Origin of the sequence: Idiomarina sp. UBA4520 (assembly GCF_002388365.1) — a bacterium.
GTDB lineage: Bacteria > Pseudomonadota > Gammaproteobacteria > Enterobacterales > Alteromonadaceae > Idiomarina > Idiomarina zobellii.
Map to the genome: position 1 here is coordinate 18,400 of NZ_DGMK01000006.1, position 20,448 is coordinate 38,847.

15 protein-coding genes are annotated in these 20,448 nt (G+C 49.2%); 7 read left to right on the forward strand and 8 right to left on the reverse strand.

Translation table 11 applies throughout. The features are described 5' to 3' along the window. The first annotated feature begins 41 nt into the window (after window positions 1-41). Window positions 42-1,667: a methyl-accepting chemotaxis protein gene (locus tag B3850_RS02430; protein WP_286872827.1), complete on the forward strand. Its 1,626-nt coding sequence runs from the start codon at window positions 42-44 to the stop codon at window positions 1,665-1,667. Window positions 1,668-1,703: 36 nt separating this feature from the next. Here B3850_RS02430 and B3850_RS02435 read toward each other — a convergent pair whose 3' ends face one another. Together B3850_RS02435 and B3850_RS02440 are read right to left on the reverse strand one after the other, a co-directional pair. Further along, the gene (locus tag B3850_RS02435; RefSeq protein ID WP_286872824.1) at window positions 1,704-3,098 is read right to left on the reverse strand and encodes a HipA domain-containing protein; all 1,395 of its coding nucleotides are present in this window, start codon (window positions 3,096-3,098) and stop codon (window positions 1,704-1,706) included. Then, complete coding sequence (locus tag B3850_RS02440) at window positions 3,085-3,390, reverse strand: helix-turn-helix domain-containing protein (RefSeq protein WP_286911331.1); 306 nt, start codon at window positions 3,388-3,390, stop codon at window positions 3,085-3,087. The genes B3850_RS02435 and B3850_RS02440 overlap by 14 nt, the downstream gene beginning before the upstream one ends. A 289-nt stretch (window positions 3,391-3,679) precedes the next feature. On the opposite strand from B3850_RS02440, the gene aceB reads away from it, so the two are divergent. Continuing rightward, window positions 3,680-5,263, forward strand: coding sequence for a malate synthase A (gene aceB, locus B3850_RS02445; RefSeq protein ID WP_286872814.1), 1,584 nt, complete (start codon window positions 3,680-3,682; stop codon window positions 5,261-5,263). 43 nt (window positions 5,264-5,306) lie between these two features. Continuing rightward, entirely contained in the window at window positions 5,307-6,644 is a 1,338-nt protein-coding gene (gene aceA, locus B3850_RS02450; RefSeq protein WP_100690668.1) for an isocitrate lyase, read from the forward strand. Here the strand turns inward: aceA and aceK are convergent. After that, on the reverse strand, window positions 6,628-8,322 hold the full coding sequence (gene aceK / locus B3850_RS02455) for a bifunctional isocitrate dehydrogenase kinase/phosphatase (protein ID WP_286872811.1): 1,695 nt from the start codon (window positions 8,320-8,322) through the stop codon (window positions 6,628-6,630). The two genes, aceA and aceK, sit on opposite strands and share 17 nt — an antisense overlap. 22 nt (window positions 8,323-8,344) lie before the next feature. Continuing rightward, a complete protein-coding gene (locus B3850_RS02460; protein WP_286872809.1) occupies window positions 8,345-8,635 on the reverse strand; it encodes a helix-turn-helix transcriptional regulator in 291 nt (96 codons plus the stop codon). A gap of 169 nt (window positions 8,636-8,804) precedes the next feature. Here B3850_RS02460 and B3850_RS02465 point away from each other — a divergent pair, with 169 nt between their 5' ends. Beyond that, window positions 8,805-9,740, forward strand: a complete 936-nt coding sequence (locus tag B3850_RS02465; protein ID WP_286872807.1) for a LysR family transcriptional regulator — start codon at window positions 8,805-8,807, stop codon at window positions 9,738-9,740. Between the two features lie 12 nt (window positions 9,741-9,752). On the opposite strand, the gene B3850_RS02470 is transcribed toward B3850_RS02465, so the two are convergent. After that, complete coding sequence (locus tag B3850_RS02470; protein WP_286872805.1) at window positions 9,753-12,929, reverse strand: amidohydrolase family protein; 3,177 nt, start codon at window positions 12,927-12,929, stop codon at window positions 9,753-9,755. A gap of 165 nt (window positions 12,930-13,094) precedes the next feature. Between B3850_RS02470 and B3850_RS02475 the strand changes: the two genes are divergently transcribed. The 3 genes from B3850_RS02475 to B3850_RS02485 are packed head-to-tail and all read left to right on the forward strand — an operon-like array spanning window position 13,095 to window position 15,655. Continuing rightward, window positions 13,095-14,462 carry a sensor histidine kinase gene (locus B3850_RS02475; RefSeq protein ID WP_286911332.1) on the forward strand — a complete coding sequence of 456 codons (1,368 nt, stop codon included), beginning with the start codon at window positions 13,095-13,097 and terminating at the stop codon, window positions 14,460-14,462. 8 nt (window positions 14,463-14,470) lie between these two features. Continuing rightward, window positions 14,471-14,926, forward strand: a complete 456-nt coding sequence (locus B3850_RS02480; RefSeq protein WP_286872800.1) for a TerB family tellurite resistance protein — start codon at window positions 14,471-14,473, stop codon at window positions 14,924-14,926. Further along, on the forward strand, window positions 14,927-15,655 hold the full coding sequence (locus B3850_RS02485) for a transporter substrate-binding domain-containing protein (protein ID WP_286872798.1): 729 nt from the start codon (window positions 14,927-14,929) through the stop codon (window positions 15,653-15,655). A gap of 28 nt (window positions 15,656-15,683) precedes the next feature. Here the strand turns inward: B3850_RS02485 and B3850_RS02490 are convergent, their stop codons facing one another. The 3 genes from B3850_RS02490 to azu form a co-directional block, all read right to left on the reverse strand. After that, the gene (locus B3850_RS02490) at window positions 15,684-18,779 is read right to left on the reverse strand and encodes an efflux RND transporter permease subunit (protein ID WP_286911333.1); all 3,096 of its coding nucleotides are present in this window, start codon (window positions 18,777-18,779) and stop codon (window positions 15,684-15,686) included. After that, the gene (locus B3850_RS02495) at window positions 18,779-19,834 is read right to left on the reverse strand and encodes an efflux RND transporter periplasmic adaptor subunit (RefSeq protein WP_286911334.1); all 1,056 of its coding nucleotides are present in this window, start codon (window positions 19,832-19,834) and stop codon (window positions 18,779-18,781) included. The genes B3850_RS02490 and B3850_RS02495 overlap by 1 nt, the downstream gene beginning before the upstream one ends. An 84-nt stretch (window positions 19,835-19,918) precedes the next feature. Further along, window positions 19,919-20,365: an azurin gene (azu, locus tag B3850_RS02500; protein ID WP_053954420.1), complete on the reverse strand. Its 447-nt coding sequence runs from the start codon at window positions 20,363-20,365 to the stop codon at window positions 19,919-19,921. Between the last annotated feature and the right edge of the window lie 83 nt (window positions 20,366-20,448).

Below are 20,448 nucleotides of genomic sequence, written 5' to 3' on the forward strand. Positions count from 1 at the left end.
TTAATGCCAGGTCGTTTAAACGTTAGTAAAAGGATCATCACATGTTACGACAGTTTTCTATAGGTACCAGAGCCATTGGGGCATTCGGTCTAATCGGCGTATTCGTTATCGTTCTTGGGCTGTTTGCTCTCAATAGAATGGGCGCCATTGCCGATCGCATGCATGTTATTACCGACAAGCAAGTGCCTGCAGTGGAAAAAGTCAATGCACTAAATAACGAGTTTCTTTACGTCAACATATACTCAGCTAACGTTTACACCTATTTAAACGACCCTAACCGTCTGCAACGCTACTTAGATAGATTAGATTCAGCTTCGGCCAGTTTAAAAGAAGCCCAGGAAGAATACAGTTCTCTTATCGAAGACCCTGAAGCACGAAAACTGTTTAACGAGTACAAAGCGCTTGATAAAAAATATTGGCAGCTCAACAAGCAGTTTCTAGAGTTAGTTAATGCAAGACTTCCTGATGTTATCGCATCACTGCGTGAAAACTCATTAATTCCATTGAGTGGTGAAATATCGGCTAAATTGGACCAGCTTCAGCAGCGCGAAATGGCGTTAATCAGTGATGCAAGCGATAATGCGGCCAATGTTCATGAAAGCGCCAACATCGCTGTCATCATTGCGATTATTGCGGTCGTATCGTTACTCATTTTCTTTGCTATTATGATAACCAAAAGTGTCGTCAGCCCAATATCCGCCGCTGTGGATTTTGCTAAAGTCATCGCCTCTCGCGACTTAACTCAAACCATAGACGTTGTCGGCAACGATGAACCGGCTCAATTACTGAGACAATTGATTAAAACTCGTGACGAGCTGCGCGAATCCATCAGTACTATTTCTGAGTCTTCCGAACAGCTGGCGTCAACCTCTGAAGAGTTAAGCTCGGTAACACAAGATTCGACCCGCACTATTCAGCAGCAAACCGAAGAACTCGAACAGGCAGCGACTGCCGTTAACGAGTTGACTACCGCTGTCGAAACCGTGGCTCAGGATGCACAAAATGCATCGGAAGCGTCTGAAGAAGCAAACCGTCAGGCACAACAAGGTGACGACAGAGTTCGCCAAACCGTCAGAGCCATCGAAGAGTTGTCACAAGAAATTGGTGACTCGTCGAGTAACGTAACTGAACTTGCAGAAAAAGTTACCAGCATTACCAAGGTATTGGAAGTTATTCGTGGTATTGCCGAACAAACCAACTTACTGGCACTGAACGCAGCCATTGAAGCCGCACGCGCTGGTGAATCGGGTCGAGGCTTTGCGGTGGTTGCCGACGAAGTACGCTCTTTGGCTCATAAGACTCAGCAGTCGACCGTTGAAATTGAGGACATGGTTAAGGCCATTAATGAGTCCAGCGACCGCTCTGTGTCAACCATGGAGAAAAGCATGGAACGAGCGACTCGCACGCTCGATGTGGCTCGTGAAGCGGGCGAAGCATTGCAACTTATTGCAACCGCTGTCAGCGAAATCAACAACCATAACACCTCCATTGCCAGCGCCGCTGAAGAGCAGGCCAATGTGGCTCGTGACGTTGATAAGAACCTGGTCAGTATCCGCGATTTGTCGAACTCAACCGCGTCGGGCGCCGAACAAACCAACGCGTCCAGTGACGAGCTGTCTCGCTTGGCTGTTAGTCTGAGCGAATTAGTCAAACGCTTTAAAATTTAAACTCTCTAATGTGTAAGAGAGGGCGACCGCCTTCTCTTACACATAGCTTTCCATTTCGGGTAATCCTGAAATACTCTCCTGAAGCCATTTCGATTCGTTTGCGATGACGCACATACAGCGCTCTATATGCGCTTTCTCAACATCGTTAATGGCGCATTGCAACACCTGCTCTTTGGCACTATTTAAAGAGCCCAACACAGATTCTAATGTCTGCTGCATTAGCAGCTGTAAGCGTGTCAAAGGCAAGTCCACGGCTTTTGCAAAGTCTGCCAACATATAGCTGGTTATCGGCTTGCTGAAGTTGCCTGCGTTACCGGCATCGTATTCACCTATGGACATGGCGAAGACCTGAGGAATTTCAGTCGGAATGCTTTCTGCCTGCCCCACCTTTCGTCTGCCCTGAAGCTCTTGAATACTGGCTTCGACATTCACTAAATCGTAAAAAGGCGCAAGCTCCAATCCGTTTTTACCAACGAAGTAACTGATATTTTTACCGTGAGCATCGTAATTAGCCGTCAATAAATTGAAGGTCATCCACTTGACCAACGCCGTCTGGTAAGCAAGCGCGTTATTGGTGCGTACTGAAAACAACTTAGGAAAAGACACACCGTCACGAATGTAAATACCATCGCCGGTATCACCGAATTGCCGTTCGTACTTATAGGACGGCGGTAGGTTAACAGCCTGGCAACCATCAATAACATGGCGTCGGCGAACACGCCTATGCTCAGCATCAAAATGTCGGTCAAACCTGTTAACAACCAGAGTCGGCGTCTCACCATAGCGCCGGAAATCGACTTCTGGCACATTGAGCCCGGACAGTTTCGCCAATGTCATCGTGAAAAACTCATTCACGGCAATACAGGGCACCCGACCCGTTTCGAATTTAAAAATACGATTAGAGGCCAACTCGCCTTCAGCAAAGCCGAGTTCGTGTCCGCTTTCGAATAAATTCAGTTTGTCCTGCACTCCTGCTACGGATAAACGCGTTTTACCATCCCAGTAGGTAATAGGCTCAGCCGCTGACTTTGCTCTTTCGAGCTTTTCCCCAAGTTCATTATTGGAAATAGACCTCAGTAGCGTCTCACCCACGGCTTGCCCGGGGGGACGGAATGACAAAGCGCCTGAGGTTTCCTGACCAATCGCTCGGATAAGCCCAAATGTATTATTTCTGGATACCGTTGTGTTTAATACCAGCTCATCTAACCCCTTGCCTTCAGGCAACAGGTTTTGCAAGTAATTATGGACTTCACGCTGGCCGAAATCGCCGCTCAAAGGCAAGTGTGACGATATCGCAAAGCCATTAGCTCGCCATTCGCTATTGTAGGTCAGGGCAAGCTCGCGTTCTGTGCCGGCAATCAAGCTAAGCTCCGCAATTTTTTGCTGTGTACCGATATAAACATCGAGCGTGTGTTTGTCAAAACCAGTCACTGTCTGGCTCCCTAAGCTCATTATCTTGATGCTGTTGAGTGTCGGTCACTATGCGAAAGGAGAGCCCAAGGTAGTTCATAACCCGCAGTACATTGACAAAATTAACCCGAGGATCGCCCTTTTCAATTTTTACCAGAGTTTGTCTGGATAACGACAGCGTTTTAGCGACATCCACTAAGCGTAAATGCATTGTCGTGCGCTTAGCGGTAATAGCCTCAGCCAGCAACGCTGCTGAGAAAGGTTGTGTTAAGTCAGGCATAGGAGTTGGCCTGACACTTTTACCATTGGCCACTCTAAAGTTTCCTTAAAATAGAATTTAAGGTTAATATTAGACAACAGCTCCTAAAAGTCAATTTAAATAGAATTTAATAGGCTAGCGATTAAAAAATCTATTTAATTCTATTATAGTAGTATTTTAAAAGATTAGTTAGACTTGCCCCGCTCAAATTTTAGACACAGCTAACTCCAACATAAAAATAACCCTCGTGAATACTGTTAATTTACTGCATAAATTAGACTAATGGTGCGACCAGCGCCTATTCTGAATCCGTGTTAACAAACCAGTAACAACGGATTCAAAAATGAACAATCTATTTCAATTCAGTCAGCCGCTTGATAACAATGCGAAAACGTTATTCAACGATGAGCATCAAGAGTTTCTTGCCGAGCTGGTGGATACGTTTCAGCCTCGTTTAAACGAGCTATTGGAAAAGCGCCAGCAACGTCAGGCCTATTATGACGACGGCGCCCTTCCCGACTTTGATCCTCACACTCAGGACATTCGCGAAGGCGACTGGAAAATTGCCCCATTGCCTAAAGATCTGCAAAAGCGTCGCCTGGAAATTACCGGGCCAGTCGACCGCAAAATGGTGATTAACGCGTTGAACGCGAATGTTGATTGCTACATGGCCGACTTTGAAGACTCACAGTCGCCCACCTGGGACGGCATGGTGAACGGCCAAATTAACTTGCGCGACGCTAACACTGGCGGCATGACTTACACCGACCCCAGCAGCGGCAAAGATTACAAAGTCGGCGAGAACCCGGCGCTGCTTATTGCCCGGGTTCGTGGGTTGCACCTACCGGAGAAACACGTACAGCGAAATGGGCAGGCTATTCCAGGGGCGCTCATGGACTTTGCTCTGTACTTTTTACTGAACTATCAGCAACGTCTGCAGCAAGGCTCTGGTGTGTATTACTATCTGCCGAAACTCGAGCACAGCGACGAAGCCAAGTGGTGGGCCGACGTTTTCCACTTTACAGAAGAAAAATTCAACTTAAAGACCAGCACCATTCGAGCCACAGTGCTTATTGAAACGCTGCCGGCCGTATTTCAGATGCACGAGATTTTGTACGCCTTAAAAGATCACATTGCCGCACTGAACTGTGGTCGCTGGGACTACATTTTCAGCTACATCAAAACCCTGAAAGCGCACGCCGATCGTGTATTACCTGACCGTCAGGTCGTCAGCATGGACAAACCGTTCTTAAACGCTTATTCGCGCTTATTGGTCAAAACCTGCCATCAACGGGGCGCATTGGCGATGGGCGGCATGGCGGCTTTTATTCCCAGCAAAGATCCAGCTGAGAACGAAAAAATCCTCGCTAAAGTCCACGCCGATAAGACGCTGGAGCGAGACAACGGGCACGACGGCACCTGGATAGCCCATCCCGGTCTTGCCGATACCGTTCGCGAGATCTTTGTTGATGGTATTAAAGGTGACAATCAGCTGCATGTACTGCGCGAAGACGACAATGATATTGACCAAGCGTTATTACTTCAGCCATGTGACGGTGAGCGCACTGAAACAGGCATGCGCACCAACATTCGCGTGTCTCTGCAATACATTGCAGCCTGGTTAAACGGCAAAGGCTGCGTACCAATTTATGGTCTGATGGAAGACGCTGCCACCGCAGAAATTTCCCGCACCTCTATCTGGCAATGGATCCGTCATGGCAAAAAGCTCTCGGACGGCACGCCGGTCACCAAAGCCTTATTCACGCAACTTCTGCAGGAAGAAGCCGACGTCGTAAAAAAAGAAGTGGGTAGCGAGCGCTGGAGTAACGAGCCGTTTGAACAGGCGTTGACACTGCTTGAAAACATCACCACCGCCGACGAGCTGGTCGACTTTTTGACCCTGCCCGGCTACGAACAACTCAACTAATTTCAATTCACAACATTATTAAAGAACAACAAGGAATACGATCATGACAACCACAAACTTATCATTCGCTCAGCAAGTTAAAGAGTTACAAGAGCAGTGGGACACCGACCCACGCTGGAAAGGCGTTGAACGTCCGTACAGCGCCGAAGAAGTCGTTCGCTTACGCGGCACCGTGCAACCTGAACACACCTATGCCAAAAATGGTGCAAACAAACTCTGGCAACTGATTCACGGTAAAGCTCAGGAGAAATTCGGCAAAGACTATGTGAATGCATTGGGCGCATTAACCGGCGGTCAGGCGGTGCAACAAGTGAAAGCCGGCTTACAAGCAATCTACTTGTCAGGCTGGCAGGTTGCTGCCGACAACAACTCGGCGTGCAGCATGTACCCGGACCAGTCCCTGTACCCGGTCGACTCAGTGCCTACCGTGGTTGAGCGCATTAATAACTCGTTCGCCCGCGCTGACCAAATTCAGTGGTCAAAAGGCGTAACACCGGAAGACGACAACTATGTCGACTACTTTGCGCCAATTGTGGCTGATGCCGAAGCCGGTTTTGGCGGTGTACTTAACGCCTACGAACTGATGAAAAACATGATCAAAGCTGGTGCCGCCGGGGTTCACTTTGAAGACCAGTTAGCGTCCGTTAAAAAATGTGGCCACATGGGTGGTAAGGTACTGGTGCCAACACAAGAAGCTGTACAGAAACTTTCCGCCGCGCGTTTAGCCGCTGATGTCGCCGGTACACCAACGCTCATTGTCGCACGTACTGATGCTAACGCCGCCGACTTGCTGACTTCCGACTTTGACCCGAACGACAAGCCATTCATTACCGGTGATCGTACCGCAGAAGGCTTCTATCGCGTTAAACCGGGCATTGAACAAGCCATTTCACGCGGCTTAGCCTATGCGCCATATGCTGATTTAATCTGGTGTGAAACGGCCAAACCGGACTTAGATGAAGCCCGTCAGTTTGCCGAAGCCATTCACGCAAAATACCCAGGTAAGCTGTTAGCCTATAACTGCTCGCCGTCGTTTAACTGGAAACGAAACCTGGACGACGCCACCATTGCCAAGTTCCAGCGCGAATTGGCTGCTATGGGTTACAAATTCCAGTTCATTACCTTAGCGGGCGTGCACAATATGTGGTACCACATGTTCGAACTGGCGCACGACTATGCGCGCAACGACATGTCAGCGTACGTGAAACTGCAGCAACAGGAGTTTGAAGCCGCAGATAAAGGCTACACCTTTGTGGCCCACCAGCAGGAAGTGGGCACTGGATACTTTGACGAGCTTACCAATGTGATTCAGGGCGGCGTGTCATCAGTCACCGCACTGACCGGCTCAACTGAAGAAGAGCAGTTTAAAACCTCCGCGTAAATCGCAGCTCAGCTTCATAAGGAAACACATCCGTCAGGACCCCCTCGCGGATGTGTTTTTGTATGCGCCGCCAGTAAGCCGGATCAATCAGCTCCGGGTGTCGTTTTAGTAGCGGATCCCGGTACTTAGCTTGAGGTACGGCGAACTGCGCGAGCTGCTCAGGAAATACGTCGTCCGGCGCCATCGACACTTCCCAGTCGTTTTGTGGCAACTTGCGAAAACTCATATCGGTCAGATAGCGAACTTCATCGTAGTCGTAAAACACTACCCGTTTGTGGCGGGTCACACCGAAGTTTTTCAGCAGCATGTCGCCGGGAAAGATATTGGCCGCCATCATGTCCTTTAACGCCCAACCGTATTCATCCATCGCCGCATCAATTTCGGCGTCATTGGCGTACTCTAAATACAAATTTAGCGGCGTCATGCGGCGTTCGACGAACAACTGATGAATGACTAACGTATCGCCTTCAATAGAAATAGAATTGGCAATGCGCTGTTTAAACTCCTCCAGTAAATCTGACGAAATACGCTCCAGCGGTAAGGCCACGTCGACAAACTCCAGTGTATCCGCCATACGCCCGACCCGATCGTGCCGCTTAACCATGCGATACCGATCAATGACCGTCTGTCGGCCAAATTCCTTGGTGTTGCCTAAGCGATCATTAATAACCTTAAACACATAAGGAAAAGACGGCAACGTAAACACCGTCATAACCATACCTTTCACACCAGGGGCTGCCACTAATTGGTCGTCGGTACGGCGTAAATGATGCAGGAATTCTCTATAAAATTCCGTTTTGCCTTGTTTATGAAAGCCCACCGAGGAATAAAGCTCTGCCAGCGTTTTATGCGGCATTAAGTCCTTTAAAAAACGAACCAACGCCGACGGAGACTCAGTTTCCACCATAAAATACGAGCGGGCAAAGCCAAAAATCGTCGCCATTCTGTCAGAGCGCGTAATAAACGCATCCACATAGAGCTTTCCCTGGGAGTTAATCAACACCGGCACAATAAAAGGATAGTGGTTATTTTCCGTCACCACACGTCCGACAATGTACGCCGCTTTATTGCGGTAAAACGGCGCTTTTAAGACATCAATGCGTAAATTGTGCGCTTCAATGTCGGTCTCGGTCGCGCGCTCGAAGAACTTATCCCGCAGCTGCTCTATATCGTTTTCAAAATTCTCAAACTCACCCCCCAGGCCTATGTCGTCAAACACTCTGGTTAGCGTTTTTTCCAGACCGTCGACCACCGGAAAGTAAGAATGGCACTCGTTTTCCACCGACACCGGAATGTGGTTCGCCAGCACCGTCTCCACAAAAATATAGTCATTATGAAAATAAGCACGGTCAAACACCCGGCAAAACACCGAGTTGTAAAAGGTTTCAGCAAGCTCTGCCTGCGGGTGAAACTGCAATAACTGCTGATACCGTTGCCGCGTTGCCTGCCACAAAGCCTCATCGAGCTCTTTGCCAACACGACGCTCCACCTTTTTGGCCGTAAGCGCCACCTGATGATCATAATAATGAATGCGCTCAGCTGCCGCCGACACCACTGCCGTCCAGTCCCGCTTCAAAAAGCGCTCCCGCGCTCCCTGTGTCAGCGCCTGAAAGCGCCGGTAATGGGTATGAAAGCCATCGAGAATACTACGTGCCAGTGTTTCTGAAGTTATATTCATTTATGGGGTTTACACATACGCTTTAGAAGTCATTTGAAAAGTCCTCGTCCAGCTTACGACGTTTGCGTTGTGGCCCGTTCGCGACGCGCGCGTACTGGTCGTCAAGCACTTTGGTGAAATGCTCAAGTAACCCGAGTAACTCTAACGCGGACAATAGTGTCAGAGAATTTACAGGCTGCCCTTTTTCCATACGATAAACCGTATTGACGCCGCACCCTAAGCGTTTGGCGAACTCGGCTTGATCCATAGACAGCGATCGCTGGTGCTTTATTAGCTTACCCAACGTTGATAAAAACTCTTCAGCGATAAGCATTGAACCACCAAATATAATTGAAAAGGGTATTAATAAATTAATTATGGTGGATTAATAAAAATAATCAAATAAATTTAAGTGTTATCCGAAATAAACAGCGCTAGCGTTATACATTCACCCTACTTATAATGCCGATAGATTTCCAACACTCTATTTATTTCGGTTTTTTATGAACACCATTAAAGATATAGATCTGAACCTGCTGGTTTACCTGGATGTTTTGTTGCGCGAGAAGAACGTCACGCGGGCGGCGGCGCAGCTGAATATTACGCAACCAGCCATGAGTAACGGGTTGAAACGTCTGCGTAATCTGCTCAATGACCCTATTCTGGTACGCACCAGCGACGGCATGCAACCAACTCAGCGCGCTCTGGATATGCAGGAGTCGCTGCGCACTGTGCTGTATTCAGTAGAAGAAATGATACAGCCGGTGCGGGAGTTCGACGCGCCAACCAGTGAGCGTGTTTTTCGTATTATGGCGTCCGACTATGCTGCATCAACGCTGATGCCTCGGTTACTGGAAAAGCTCGACGAACAAGCTCCAAACGTGTCGTTAGACATAATGACGCCCAGTGACATTAGCTTTCATGACGTAGAAAACGGCAAAGTCGACTTAGCCATTAACCGTTTTGAGCAGTTACCACAGTCGTTTCACCAGAAAATTCTCTGGACCGACGAATTTTCCTGCCTGATACATAAAGATCACCCTTTGCTCAATAACTATACGCTCGATAATTACTTAAAAGCGCAGCATGTTTGGGTCAGTAAAACCGGTTTTGGTGTCGGTGTCGGGATGGATCCGCACGATGTTCAGAAGCTGGGTTGGGTCGACGATGCGCTCGATAAAATTGGCAAGCGTCGCCACATAAAAGTATTTACGCGTAATTATCACGTCGCTATGTACCTGGCACGTCAGGGGTTGATCGCCACACTGCCGACTCAAGCCGCCGAGCTTTATAAAGACGACGACCAACTGGTTATGAAAGCGCCGCCGTTCGATATTCCGGGACTGACACTGACCATGATTTGGTCGCCGCTTTTACAACACGACGCAGGACACCGCTGGTTCCGACAGGTGGTTTCTGAAACCGCTGCGGCGTCCTAAACCGCTCTTAACTTACTCCTCCCAGAAGAAGGCGTCTCGCTCGCGAGGCGCTGGTAATATCCGATCCATGGTTTTAGCGTCATAAAGCACGCCGTTAACCATCGTATGCGTCACCTTATCGGTATCGCGGATATTTTCCAGCGGATCGCCGTCAATGACGATAATATCCGCTAACTTACCCTCTTCCAGAGAGCCCAACGCGTGGTCCATGCCAAACACAGTGGCCGGGTCGATGGTTGATGTACGTAACGCTTCCAGTGGTGTCATACCGCCTTGCGCCATCATCCAAATTTCCCAGTGTTGTGCTAAACCTTCACGCTGACCATGAGCACCAGAGAGAACTTTAACCCCCAAATCCTGAAGCTCTGTCGCCACTTCGGCATTGTTAAAGTGGTTGTAATGGTTATGCGGCGCTTTTTCACGGCGCATGGCCTTGCCCACTAAAAACTCCTGCGGCACATATTTGCTGAGTTTCGGGTGTTTCCATACATCGGTTTCTGCGTACCAGTAGTTCTCACCCCAAATACCGCCGTAAGCAACACCCAGTGTTGGGGTGTAGGCCACATTGCTTTCATCCCACAACTGACGAATGTCGTCATAGATATTCGCAACCGGCAGTGAGTGCTCCACCGTTGTATGACCGTCCATAATCATGGTCAGGTTATGTTGCAATAACGAGCCGCCTTCCGGCACAACTAACATGTCCAGCTGACGACCCGCTTCGACTACCTGTTGGCGCTGATTACGACGTGGTTGGTTATAGCTTTTCACCGAGAATGCACCGACTTTCTTCAGGCGCTCTAAATGAAATTTAGCATCTTCCAGGCTGTCCACATGCGAGGTGTAACCCGGTCCGTTCGCACCGTATAAAATGGTTCCGGTGGAGAACAAGCGAGGCGCGGCAATTTTACCGGCTTTTTGTAGCTCTGAAGCCGCAAAGAACTCTGTTGTGTCGTTCGACGGATCATGAATAGAAGTTACGCCAAACGCCAGATTCGCATACTGCCCCCAGTTTTGCTCCGGGATAATTTCAGACTGCCCCTGACCACCATGAGCGTGCGCATCAAATAAGCCTGGCATCACGGTTTTGCCGCTGGTATCAATCACTTCAGCGCCACTTGGCACATTCACGTCAGCTTCCGGACCAACTGCAACAATTTTATTGTTACGTACAACCACCGTGCCCTGCTCATAGACAGTATCGCCGTCCATGGTAATGACCTGGCCACCAACAAAGGCAACCGTACTATCAGGCACCATGGCTTTTTGTTCAAAGCCAATATTCTGACCATTTTCAACTTTCAACGAGTCCGCTTCCGTAAAGTCAGCAAACGCATTCGCCACTGAGGTGTGATAAAGCTCCGGGCCTAAAGTCCAGTAAAGTTGACGACCGTCAGCGGTCCAGGAGATATTTTCACCCGCTCGTACCGACAATTGATGCACCGGCATTTGTTTGTCACCAGGGCCAACATTAATCACACTGCCACGCTCAACCAACGGCGTAACAAACACTTTGAAGCGCTCAGCGAAGGCTAATTGCTTACCATCCGGTGATACTCGGAATTCGGTCGCGAGCTCTGACTGATACAACTCACGTTGCTCGAGAGTATCCAGATTCACGACACTAAGCGTCGGCTTTGCCGCTGGTGTCATTAAATAAATGCGGTCATTACGGGCACCAAACTGAGGCTGACGACCACGCTCAGCAATTTGTTGAGGCTTGCCGTCACCGTTTACTGCCACACGATAAACACCGGTTTCTAAACCGTATTTGTCCGAAATTAAATAACCGCCACGAATTTTCCGGTACACCACGTGATTGCCGTCTGGCGAGAAAGTCGGCTCAACAAAGTTACCTTTACTGGTGTTCAGCACTTGCTCGTTACCCGAGTCTAAGTCACGAACAATTACCTGCGCCTGCTCTTGATCGTCCCAGCGCACAAACACGAGTTTCTCACCGTCACGGGAATATTCCGGGAATAGCTCAAAGTCGTCACTGTTAGTTAAACGCTGAGGCTTGCCGTCCGGCAGTGCCCGGCGGTACAAGCTTCCCAGAGCTTCGTAAATCACCTCATCGCCCGCTGGCGAAACCTGTGCCATGCGCAGCATTTTTACATCAAAGGTATCGGCTTCAACGTTTTGTTTAGCGCGCAATGCGTGTTGAATTTTCTTCTCAGTCTCGACCTTAAACGGAATAATACGCGCATTGCCGTCGTCAATATTCAGCTTTTGAATGTGCCCACCAGCCCAGAAAACCAACTGCTTGCTATCCGGGGTCCAGTCCATCGTCGGGTAAACACCGTGAATCGCCCAGGTCTCCTGCATGTCACGTTCCATCTGACCGTAAATACGCTTATGCTCACCTGTCTTCAAATCGAGTACATAAAGAACACTGTTGAAGTCCTCACGTTTAATGTACGCCAGGTAGCGACCGTCCGGCGACGGCGTTGGTCGTATCGCACCGCCAGCGCCGCTTATCAAAACTTCAATTTCCCCGGTTTCACGTTCGAAGCGTTTAATTTTATAAATGCCTTCCAATGAGTCTTTGCTGTAGTGGAAAGTCTTACCCGGCGTGTCGTCCTGTGAGAAGTAAATGTATTTACCGTCCGGTGAAAAAGCCGGTTCACCGAGATCTTTCTGATCATTCGGGCGCTCAGTGAGCTGAACGCCAGAGCCACCCGTACGGTGATACATCCAGACTTCACCTGCACCTAATGAGCGGCTTGCAGTAAAGTGTTTACGTGCTACCAGAAACTCACCATCGGGGCTCCAGGCCGGGCTGTTGAGCAAACGAAAAGTCTCTTCAGTCACCGGGCGCACGTTGCTGCCGTCGGCATCCATTAACCAGATATTGTCGCCACCGCCCTGGTCTGACGTGAACGCAATATAACGACCGTCCGGTGAATACACCGGCTGCATGTGCCAGGCAATACCACCAATAAGTTTCTCAGCTTCTCCGCCACCAAACGGCATGCGATAAATATCCCCTAGCAGGTCAAATACAATGTATTCGCCGTCAGGGCTGACATCGACGTTCATCCAGGTGCCGGAGTTCACTGAAATATCAATGGTTTTAAATTCACCGGGCGGGTTCGACACGTCCCAGCCATTATTCTGCTCTTCTGCCATGCTCAGCGGCGCAATGCTTAACAGCGACGCCACCGCCAAGGTTAATGTTGTCTTTTTCATGGTATTGCCTCTTTTAAAACGTGCTCCCTTTGTATGAACCTTTATAAAAAAAGTCCAGTTAAGCTCGTCCAAATGCGCATTCTTGTCGTTTAATGAACAGGTCAACCAATAGACAAAGTCTTTCATTACGTTATAGTTAACAGGTGCTCAACAAACGGATAAACAATGAACGAGTCACTGGATAACATTTTGCTCGAAGTGTCCCGCTCACCGGAGATTGACGGCGGTAACCTCGCGCGCGCCTCGCAATTTATTCTCGATTCAGCCTTAAAAGGTCTGGATATTACACGGGTCAGTATCTGGGAGTTGCAGCCCGACAAACAAAGCATGATTGCGACCGCTTTGATTGATACTCAGCGCCAAGACGCTGAAACTCTCGTGTTGAGAAAGTCCGAACTGCCGTCTTACTTTGCCGCACTAGAAAAAGAGCGCACTATTATTGCCAACGACGCGCGTGACAACCCTGTCACCGCAGAGTTAGCACCTAATTACTTTCCGGAGTACGGCATTTATGGGGTGCTTGATGTGCCCCTTCGCCACAAGGGTGAAATGATAGGCGTTATGTGCTGTGAGACCCGCAAAGAACACCGTAAATGGACATCTGATGAAGTCGCTTTTGTCGGTGTTCTCGCCGACATTTATGGGCGCGCAGTGAGTGCGGCAGAGCGAGAGCGGTTTGAGCAGCTATTGATTCGCCAGAACGAGCAACTTGAGAGCATGGTTGAAGAGCGCACACAGTCATTAACCAAGGCGCTCGATAACTTTAAACAAGCACAAGAGCGACTCATTGAAACTGAAAAAATGGCGGCTTTAGGCAAGCTTGTCGCCGGCGTTGCGCACGAAGTGAATACGCCGCTAGGCATTTCGGTGACGGCAGTCACACATTGTGAGCATCGTTTAAAAAAGCTGAAACAATCTTTTACCGAAGGCTCTATTTCGAAAAAGCAACTGAACCAGTTTATAGACGATACCTTTGAGGCCTATAACCTGCTAAATAATAACCTCGAGCGCGCCGCCACTCTCATACAGAACTTTAAGAAAACAGCAGTTGATCAGTCCAGTTTTGAATTGGTGGAGTGCAAGGTGAGAGACTATCTATATGCACTCACCCTAAGCCTGAAGCCAATGGTGAAAAAGAAGAAAGTTAGTATTGATATATGTTGTGACGAGTCAACGTCGTTACTGACCTACCAAGGTGCAGTGGCTCAAATCGTTACGAATTTAATCAGCAATACGGATGAGCACGCCTTCTCAGAGCCCGATGACAACCATTGTATTACCATTGCAGCGGAGCCGGCAAAAGATGGAGTACAATTTACCTTTACCGACAATGGTACGGGCATCGAGCCACAAACGTTGAAAGATATTTTCGAGCCGTTTTTCACAACGTCTCGACACAGCGGTGGCTCAGGACTTGGACTCTCTATTGTTTATAACCTGGTGACACAGAAACTTAAGGGCGAAATTGACGTCCAATCGACACCGGGGGAAGGCACGGTGTTTTCCTTTTATTTACCCAATTTACAGAAGTAGGATGTTGTATGCTTAAAGCCTTACAAAGCTTTTTTAATGTTGCTCCAGCGGCGGAGCAGACGAAGCAGTATCATGCAGAAGGTCTCAGCGACGAGGCGTTTTTATCACTCATACTCATGACTGAAATTAGCCTAGCCGATGGGGTCTTGTCGAATGAAGAGCGTGAGTATCTGTTAGCGGACTTGAAAAACGAATATCAACTTGAAGGGAGTGCTGCGCAAAGCGCTGTTGATAAAGCCGTAGAAGCAGTAAAAGAAGCCGCTTCTCTGCACGATTTTACAGCACCTCTTAAAGCCCTCGAATACAGCGAAAAAGTCCAATTATTGGAAAGTTTGTGGGCTGTTGCCTACACTGATAATGAACTTGATCCGCACGAAGAAGCAATGCTTCGCAAACTTGCCGACTTGTTGTACATAAGCCACGCGGACTACATAAAGGCGAAACTTTCTGTAACAGGACACTGAATGAAAAAACTTTCCACACTCACCCTAACGGCCTTTTTAAGCCTGAGCTCTTCAGCGTTCAGTAACGCTGAAGACATTGGTTTAGCCACCGGCTACCCGCCGTATCAGTTTTCTGAGAACGGCGACATAGTGGGGTTTGATGTGGATGTCACCAAAGCGGTGTTCAATTATTTGGATAAAGAGTACACGCTGCACCAATACGACTGGGACAATGTGGTCAGTTTACTGCGATTCGGCGAGCTCGACATGGCAATGGGCATGGAGCAAACCACCATTCGTCAACAGTATTTTGACTTTTCCAGTCCGTATTATAATCGCGTCACTACTTTGTTTGTTTTAGACAATGAAAGCAGTCCTGAATCCGTACGCGGGTTGGTTGGCAAACGTATTAGCGGTGACCGGCACTCCGTGCTGGAAGCGCATTTGCAGGACATTGGTCTGCATAAGGCCATTCGCATTAATCAGGCGTCGTCAAAAGCCGAAGCAATGAACCAGTTGGCAATGGGTGAAGTGGAAGCCGTTATAATGCCGGAAGCAGTCGGCCGTTACCTGGCAAAACAGTTGGATATCAACGTGCGTGTTTTATGGCAACCCGAGATTAAAGTGCCTGTTGGTTTTTCTGTAAAAGCCGGCAGCGACGAATTACTGAATCAATTAAATGAAGCTCTGGAAGCGTTAGAAAACAGCGGCGAACTTGATAAAATCCGCCGCCGTTGGGGCATACAGTAGCCTGAGGCCACGGTGAGGTCGCGTCAGGCTACCTTGCTTCCTGCATTTCTTTTTCCAGGCGCGAGGCTTCGTCAGCGCGTGGTTTAGTGAAGCGGGCTAACCACAAGTACAGTACTGGCGTTAGATACAAGGTAAACAGCGTGGCTAAACCTAAGCCGCCAAATACCACCCAACCAATGGAGTTACGAGCTTCTGCGCCAGCACCGGCTGACAGTATCAGCGGTAAACCACCTAAAATGGTCGACACCAGGGTCATCATAATTGGACGCAGGCGTATCAGCGCGGCTTCCTCTATAGCCTCACGAACGCTAAGTCCGCGGTCGCGCAATTGGTCGGCAAACTCCACTAATAATACGGAGTTCTTTGCCAGCAAGCCTATCAACATGACTAAGCCGATTTGCGAATAGATGTTCATTGACGTGCCAGTTAAGAACAACGCATAAATTGCTGCAGCAATACCAAAGGGCACTGTCAACATAACCACCACCGCACTGTTCACCGACTCGAATTGTGCCGCCAATACCAGCAGAACTATTAAGAATGCCAGAATGTACGTCATTGCCACTTCCTGAGAGGTATCCTCAAAGGTCGAGGCTTCGCCCAGGAACACTAAGCCCATGCCGTCTGGCAAAACATCCTGTGCAACCGCACGCAACTGCTCTACCGCTTCAGACATAGGCAACTCTTCCGGTAAGTCACCGTCAATTTCTATGGCGCGACGCTGCGCCTGACGCTCAAGCTCTGCCGACACGCCCTCTTCAACAATTTCCGAGACACTGGAAATTGGTACTAAGCCACCATCGCTTGAGGACACATACAGGTTCTGCATGTCTTGCGGTGACTGAATAATATTGTTACGAGTGCGCAGCATCAGTGGAACTTGTTGGTCACCGACGTTTAAGTCAGCGACGTCATCGCCATCAATTGCGGCGCGCAATGTCGACGATATATCACTAAGCGATACGCCTAGCTCCGCTGCCCGGCGACGGTCAATTTTCACGCGCAACTGAGGCTGCGTTGGCTGATACGACACATTTAAGTTGCCCATTTCCGGAATCTGTCGCTCAACTTCAGCGGTAAACTCACGCGCAACTTTAAAGATTTCGGCGTAGTTTTCGCCCGTGATAGCCATTTCAATACCACCGCCCTGGCCTCGCAAATTCAGGCTGTTATCACCAAAGGCTCGGCCTGGTGCGCCCGGTACCTGGCTTAATGGCTCACGTAAATTTTCAATAATCTCCTGCTGACTAATGTCCCGCTCTTCCCACGGTTTCAGGTTGGCACTGATAAAGACAATGTTCGGGTCCCACTGACCAACTACGGTATAAATGGACTCAATGTCACCGCTTTCTTTATATTCGAGCAAGATCTCTTCCAGCTGACGCGCCTGTCGGTCCATAAACTTAACACCAACACCGTCTGGTCCACGCGCAAAAACTCTTACCGCACCGCGGTCTTCATCGGGCATGAGTTCACTATCGATTTGGTCGAATAGCACCACGCCGCCGCCGGCTGCCAGTAACGACACTACGCCAATCACCCAGCTGGCATTCAGCGCCTTATGGAGTGTTCTTTGATAGAACCCTTTGAACTTGTGGCCAATACCACCGAAGATATTGGTTTTACCGGCAGATTTAGGCAAACGCGCCGTAAACGCCGGTACTAGCGACAGTGCCACGAAAGACGAAATAACGACGGCCGCGGCAAGCACTCCGCCAAACTCCCGAAATAAACGACCTGCGGTTGACGGTAAAAACGCAATGGGCACAAATACAGCAACCAGAACCGCTGTCGTCGCAACCACCGCGAAGAACACTTCTCGCGTCGCCAGGACGGCCGCGGCGCGGCTGCCGAGCCCCATATTACGGCGTCGCTGAATATTCTCCGTAACAACAATAGCGTCATCGACAATCAAACCGGTGGCCAGAACCAGTGCCAACAAGGTCAATATGTTGATCGAAAAGCCCATCAGCCATATGGCAGCAACCGCACCAAATAAGGCGACAGGTATCGACAAAGCCGGAATAATAGTCGCCCGGAATGAGCCAATGAATACCCACAATGTGCCGACCACCAGCACAATGGTTATCGCCAGAGTAGTGACAACCTCAGCAACCGACTTACGGATAAACTGCGCATCGTCATTGGTAATGGTCATTTCCATATCCGGGAAGCGATCGCGCAGGCGCTCCAGTACCTGAATGGCCCGGTCGGAAATTTCAATAGTGTTAGAGCCCGCCTGACGGATAACGCCCAAACCTACCACCGGTTTGCCGTCCAAGCGCACGAAGCTGCTGGCATCCGACGGCGCAAAATACGCTTGAGCGACATCACCCACACGAATGTCGTCCTGAATAATAATATTCTCGACTTGCTCTTCGTTGATTGCCGTCGCATCGGCACGAATAATCAGCCGCTGATCCGTCGACTTCAAACTACCTGCGGGCACATCAAAAGGCGCCTGACGTAGCGCATCGGCAACATCAGTGACCGAAATACCAAAGCTCACCAGCTTTAGTGGGTCGAGGTCCACCCGCATAACCCGTTCACGATCACCATTTAAGCGCACGTCAGCCACACCATTTATGGCCAAAAACTCAGGTGATAAGTCCGTCTCGAGTCGGCGCGTTAACTGTTCAAGCGTTAAGGTGTCGCTGCTGACTGCAATATCCAGTACCGAGCGTGCGTCATTGTCAGCCTTGCGAACGTTAATTTGTTCAACGTCATCGGGAAGCTCTCTGCGAACCTGGTTCACCGCTTCACGAACTTCCGCCGCAACCACGTCCAGGTCAACTCCCGGGTTAAATTCAATAGAGATACGGGCGCTGTTTTCTTCACTCTGCGAGTTAATATTTCTGACACCCGAAACACGCGCAGCCGCCCCTTCTAAAATACTGGTCACTTCCGCATCGACGGTTTCTGGCGCACCACCGGGCAGAGACGCACTCACACCAACGACCGGTCGGTCAACATCAGGCAGCTCACGCACTTCAACACCCATGAGTGCTGCTATCCCGGCAATGGCAATCAGAATATTGAGTACAACAATCAGTACCGGTCGGCGGATAGACACCGACGGCAAGTCGTTGGTATCGGTATGCGTATCGAGTTGCTTATCAGACATTATTCGCTAAGCTCCCCGCCGTCATCCAAAGTGGTGCGATCAAACTTAACCGGCTGCCCATCACGTAAGCTCTGCACACCCTCAACAATTAGCAAGTCGTCTCGCTGAATATTGCCTGAGACTAATACCCGACCCGCTAAACGCTGCTCAATTTGAACTTCCACGCGCTTCGCATTTTTACCTTCAACCACCCAGACAAACGGGCTATTCACGCCCCATGACAAAGCTGCTTCTGGAATTGCTGCGAACTCCTGACCAGCAAGAGAAATAGACGTGCGGAAGCTGGTTCCCGGCAGAAAATCATCATTTTCATTATTAATGCGTGCCCGGGCGCGATACATCCGTGTTTGCGGATTAATCCGAGAGTCCATTTCAACAATTTCTGCCGTTACTGGTTGCCCTGAATAACGCCACGGCTGCACTTTCAGCTCGGCACCTTCGCCCAATAGCGATACCGCCGCTTCAGGAATTTTGAAATCAATTAATAACGAAGAGCGGTCATCCAAGGTCGCAATAGCTGTTTGCTCGTCAATGCGATCCCCCACTTCCACGTCGGTAATACCTATGACACCTTCAAAGGGTGCACGAATAAAGCGGTCTTCCAGCTCAATTTTGGCATTATCTAATTCGACACGAGCTAAGTCTCTTAGCAGTACCGCATTATCAAGCTCTGACTGAGGCACTGCGCCGCGCTCATGACTTTCGCGCAAACGCTCAACAGTGCGCTGCGCATCTCTTAAGTTAATTTGCGCTTGCTCAACCGCCACTTTCTGTCGTCTTGCATCCAGCTCGACCAAAAGCTCACCTTCTTCCACCACTTGTCCCGGCTCGAAATACACCGCGACCACACGGTCGCCCACCGCCGGATAAATAGTGATAGAACGTGCTGCTTCCGCCGTTCCCACCGCTTCAACTCGGTTTTTCTCCTGCTCAAACTGCACAGGCTCAACCAGCACCAAAGCTTCACGAGATCCAAACTGTTGAGCTTGCGCTGCACTTGCGTACATAAAGGCAGACAACAAACCTAATACTGCAATCGACAAAAAATGCTTCATAAACTTCGGTTAACTCCAAAAAAACTGCAGCCCAATGGCTGCAGCTGTATCATCTCATTGTGTCAGTAATTCTGCTATTAACAGTTACTTAATAGAGAATGTACCTTGCATGATGGCTGAGTGACCCGGGAAAGTACAAAAGAACTTGTACTCGCCGTCAGCACTCATACCTTCAGTAGAAAACGTCACTGACGTTTCTTCACCACCGCCGATAACATCGGTTGCGGCAATAACGGCGTCAGACTCTGGCACATAATTACTTTCCAGACCTGCTGACATCCCCTGTTGCACGACCGACTGCATGTCGCCTGCTTCACTTAATACCCAGTTGTGTCCCATGACTTTTTTGTCCAACTTACCTGAGTGCGTCAGAGTTAAAGTCACTTCGCTACAACTGGCAGGAACTGATAGCTCCTTTTTATCAAATCTCATGTTGTCGGTGCTATCGATAGTAAGCTCACATTCGTTGGCTTGCGCTGCGTTTGCGACAAACAACAATGAACCGGCTAATAGAGACAAAATATAACGCATTACAATACTCCTTCATGTAGGATGAAACGAACTACTTCCTTATTACGTAAAATCTCGCATTGAGATTACTTTGTACGAGATAT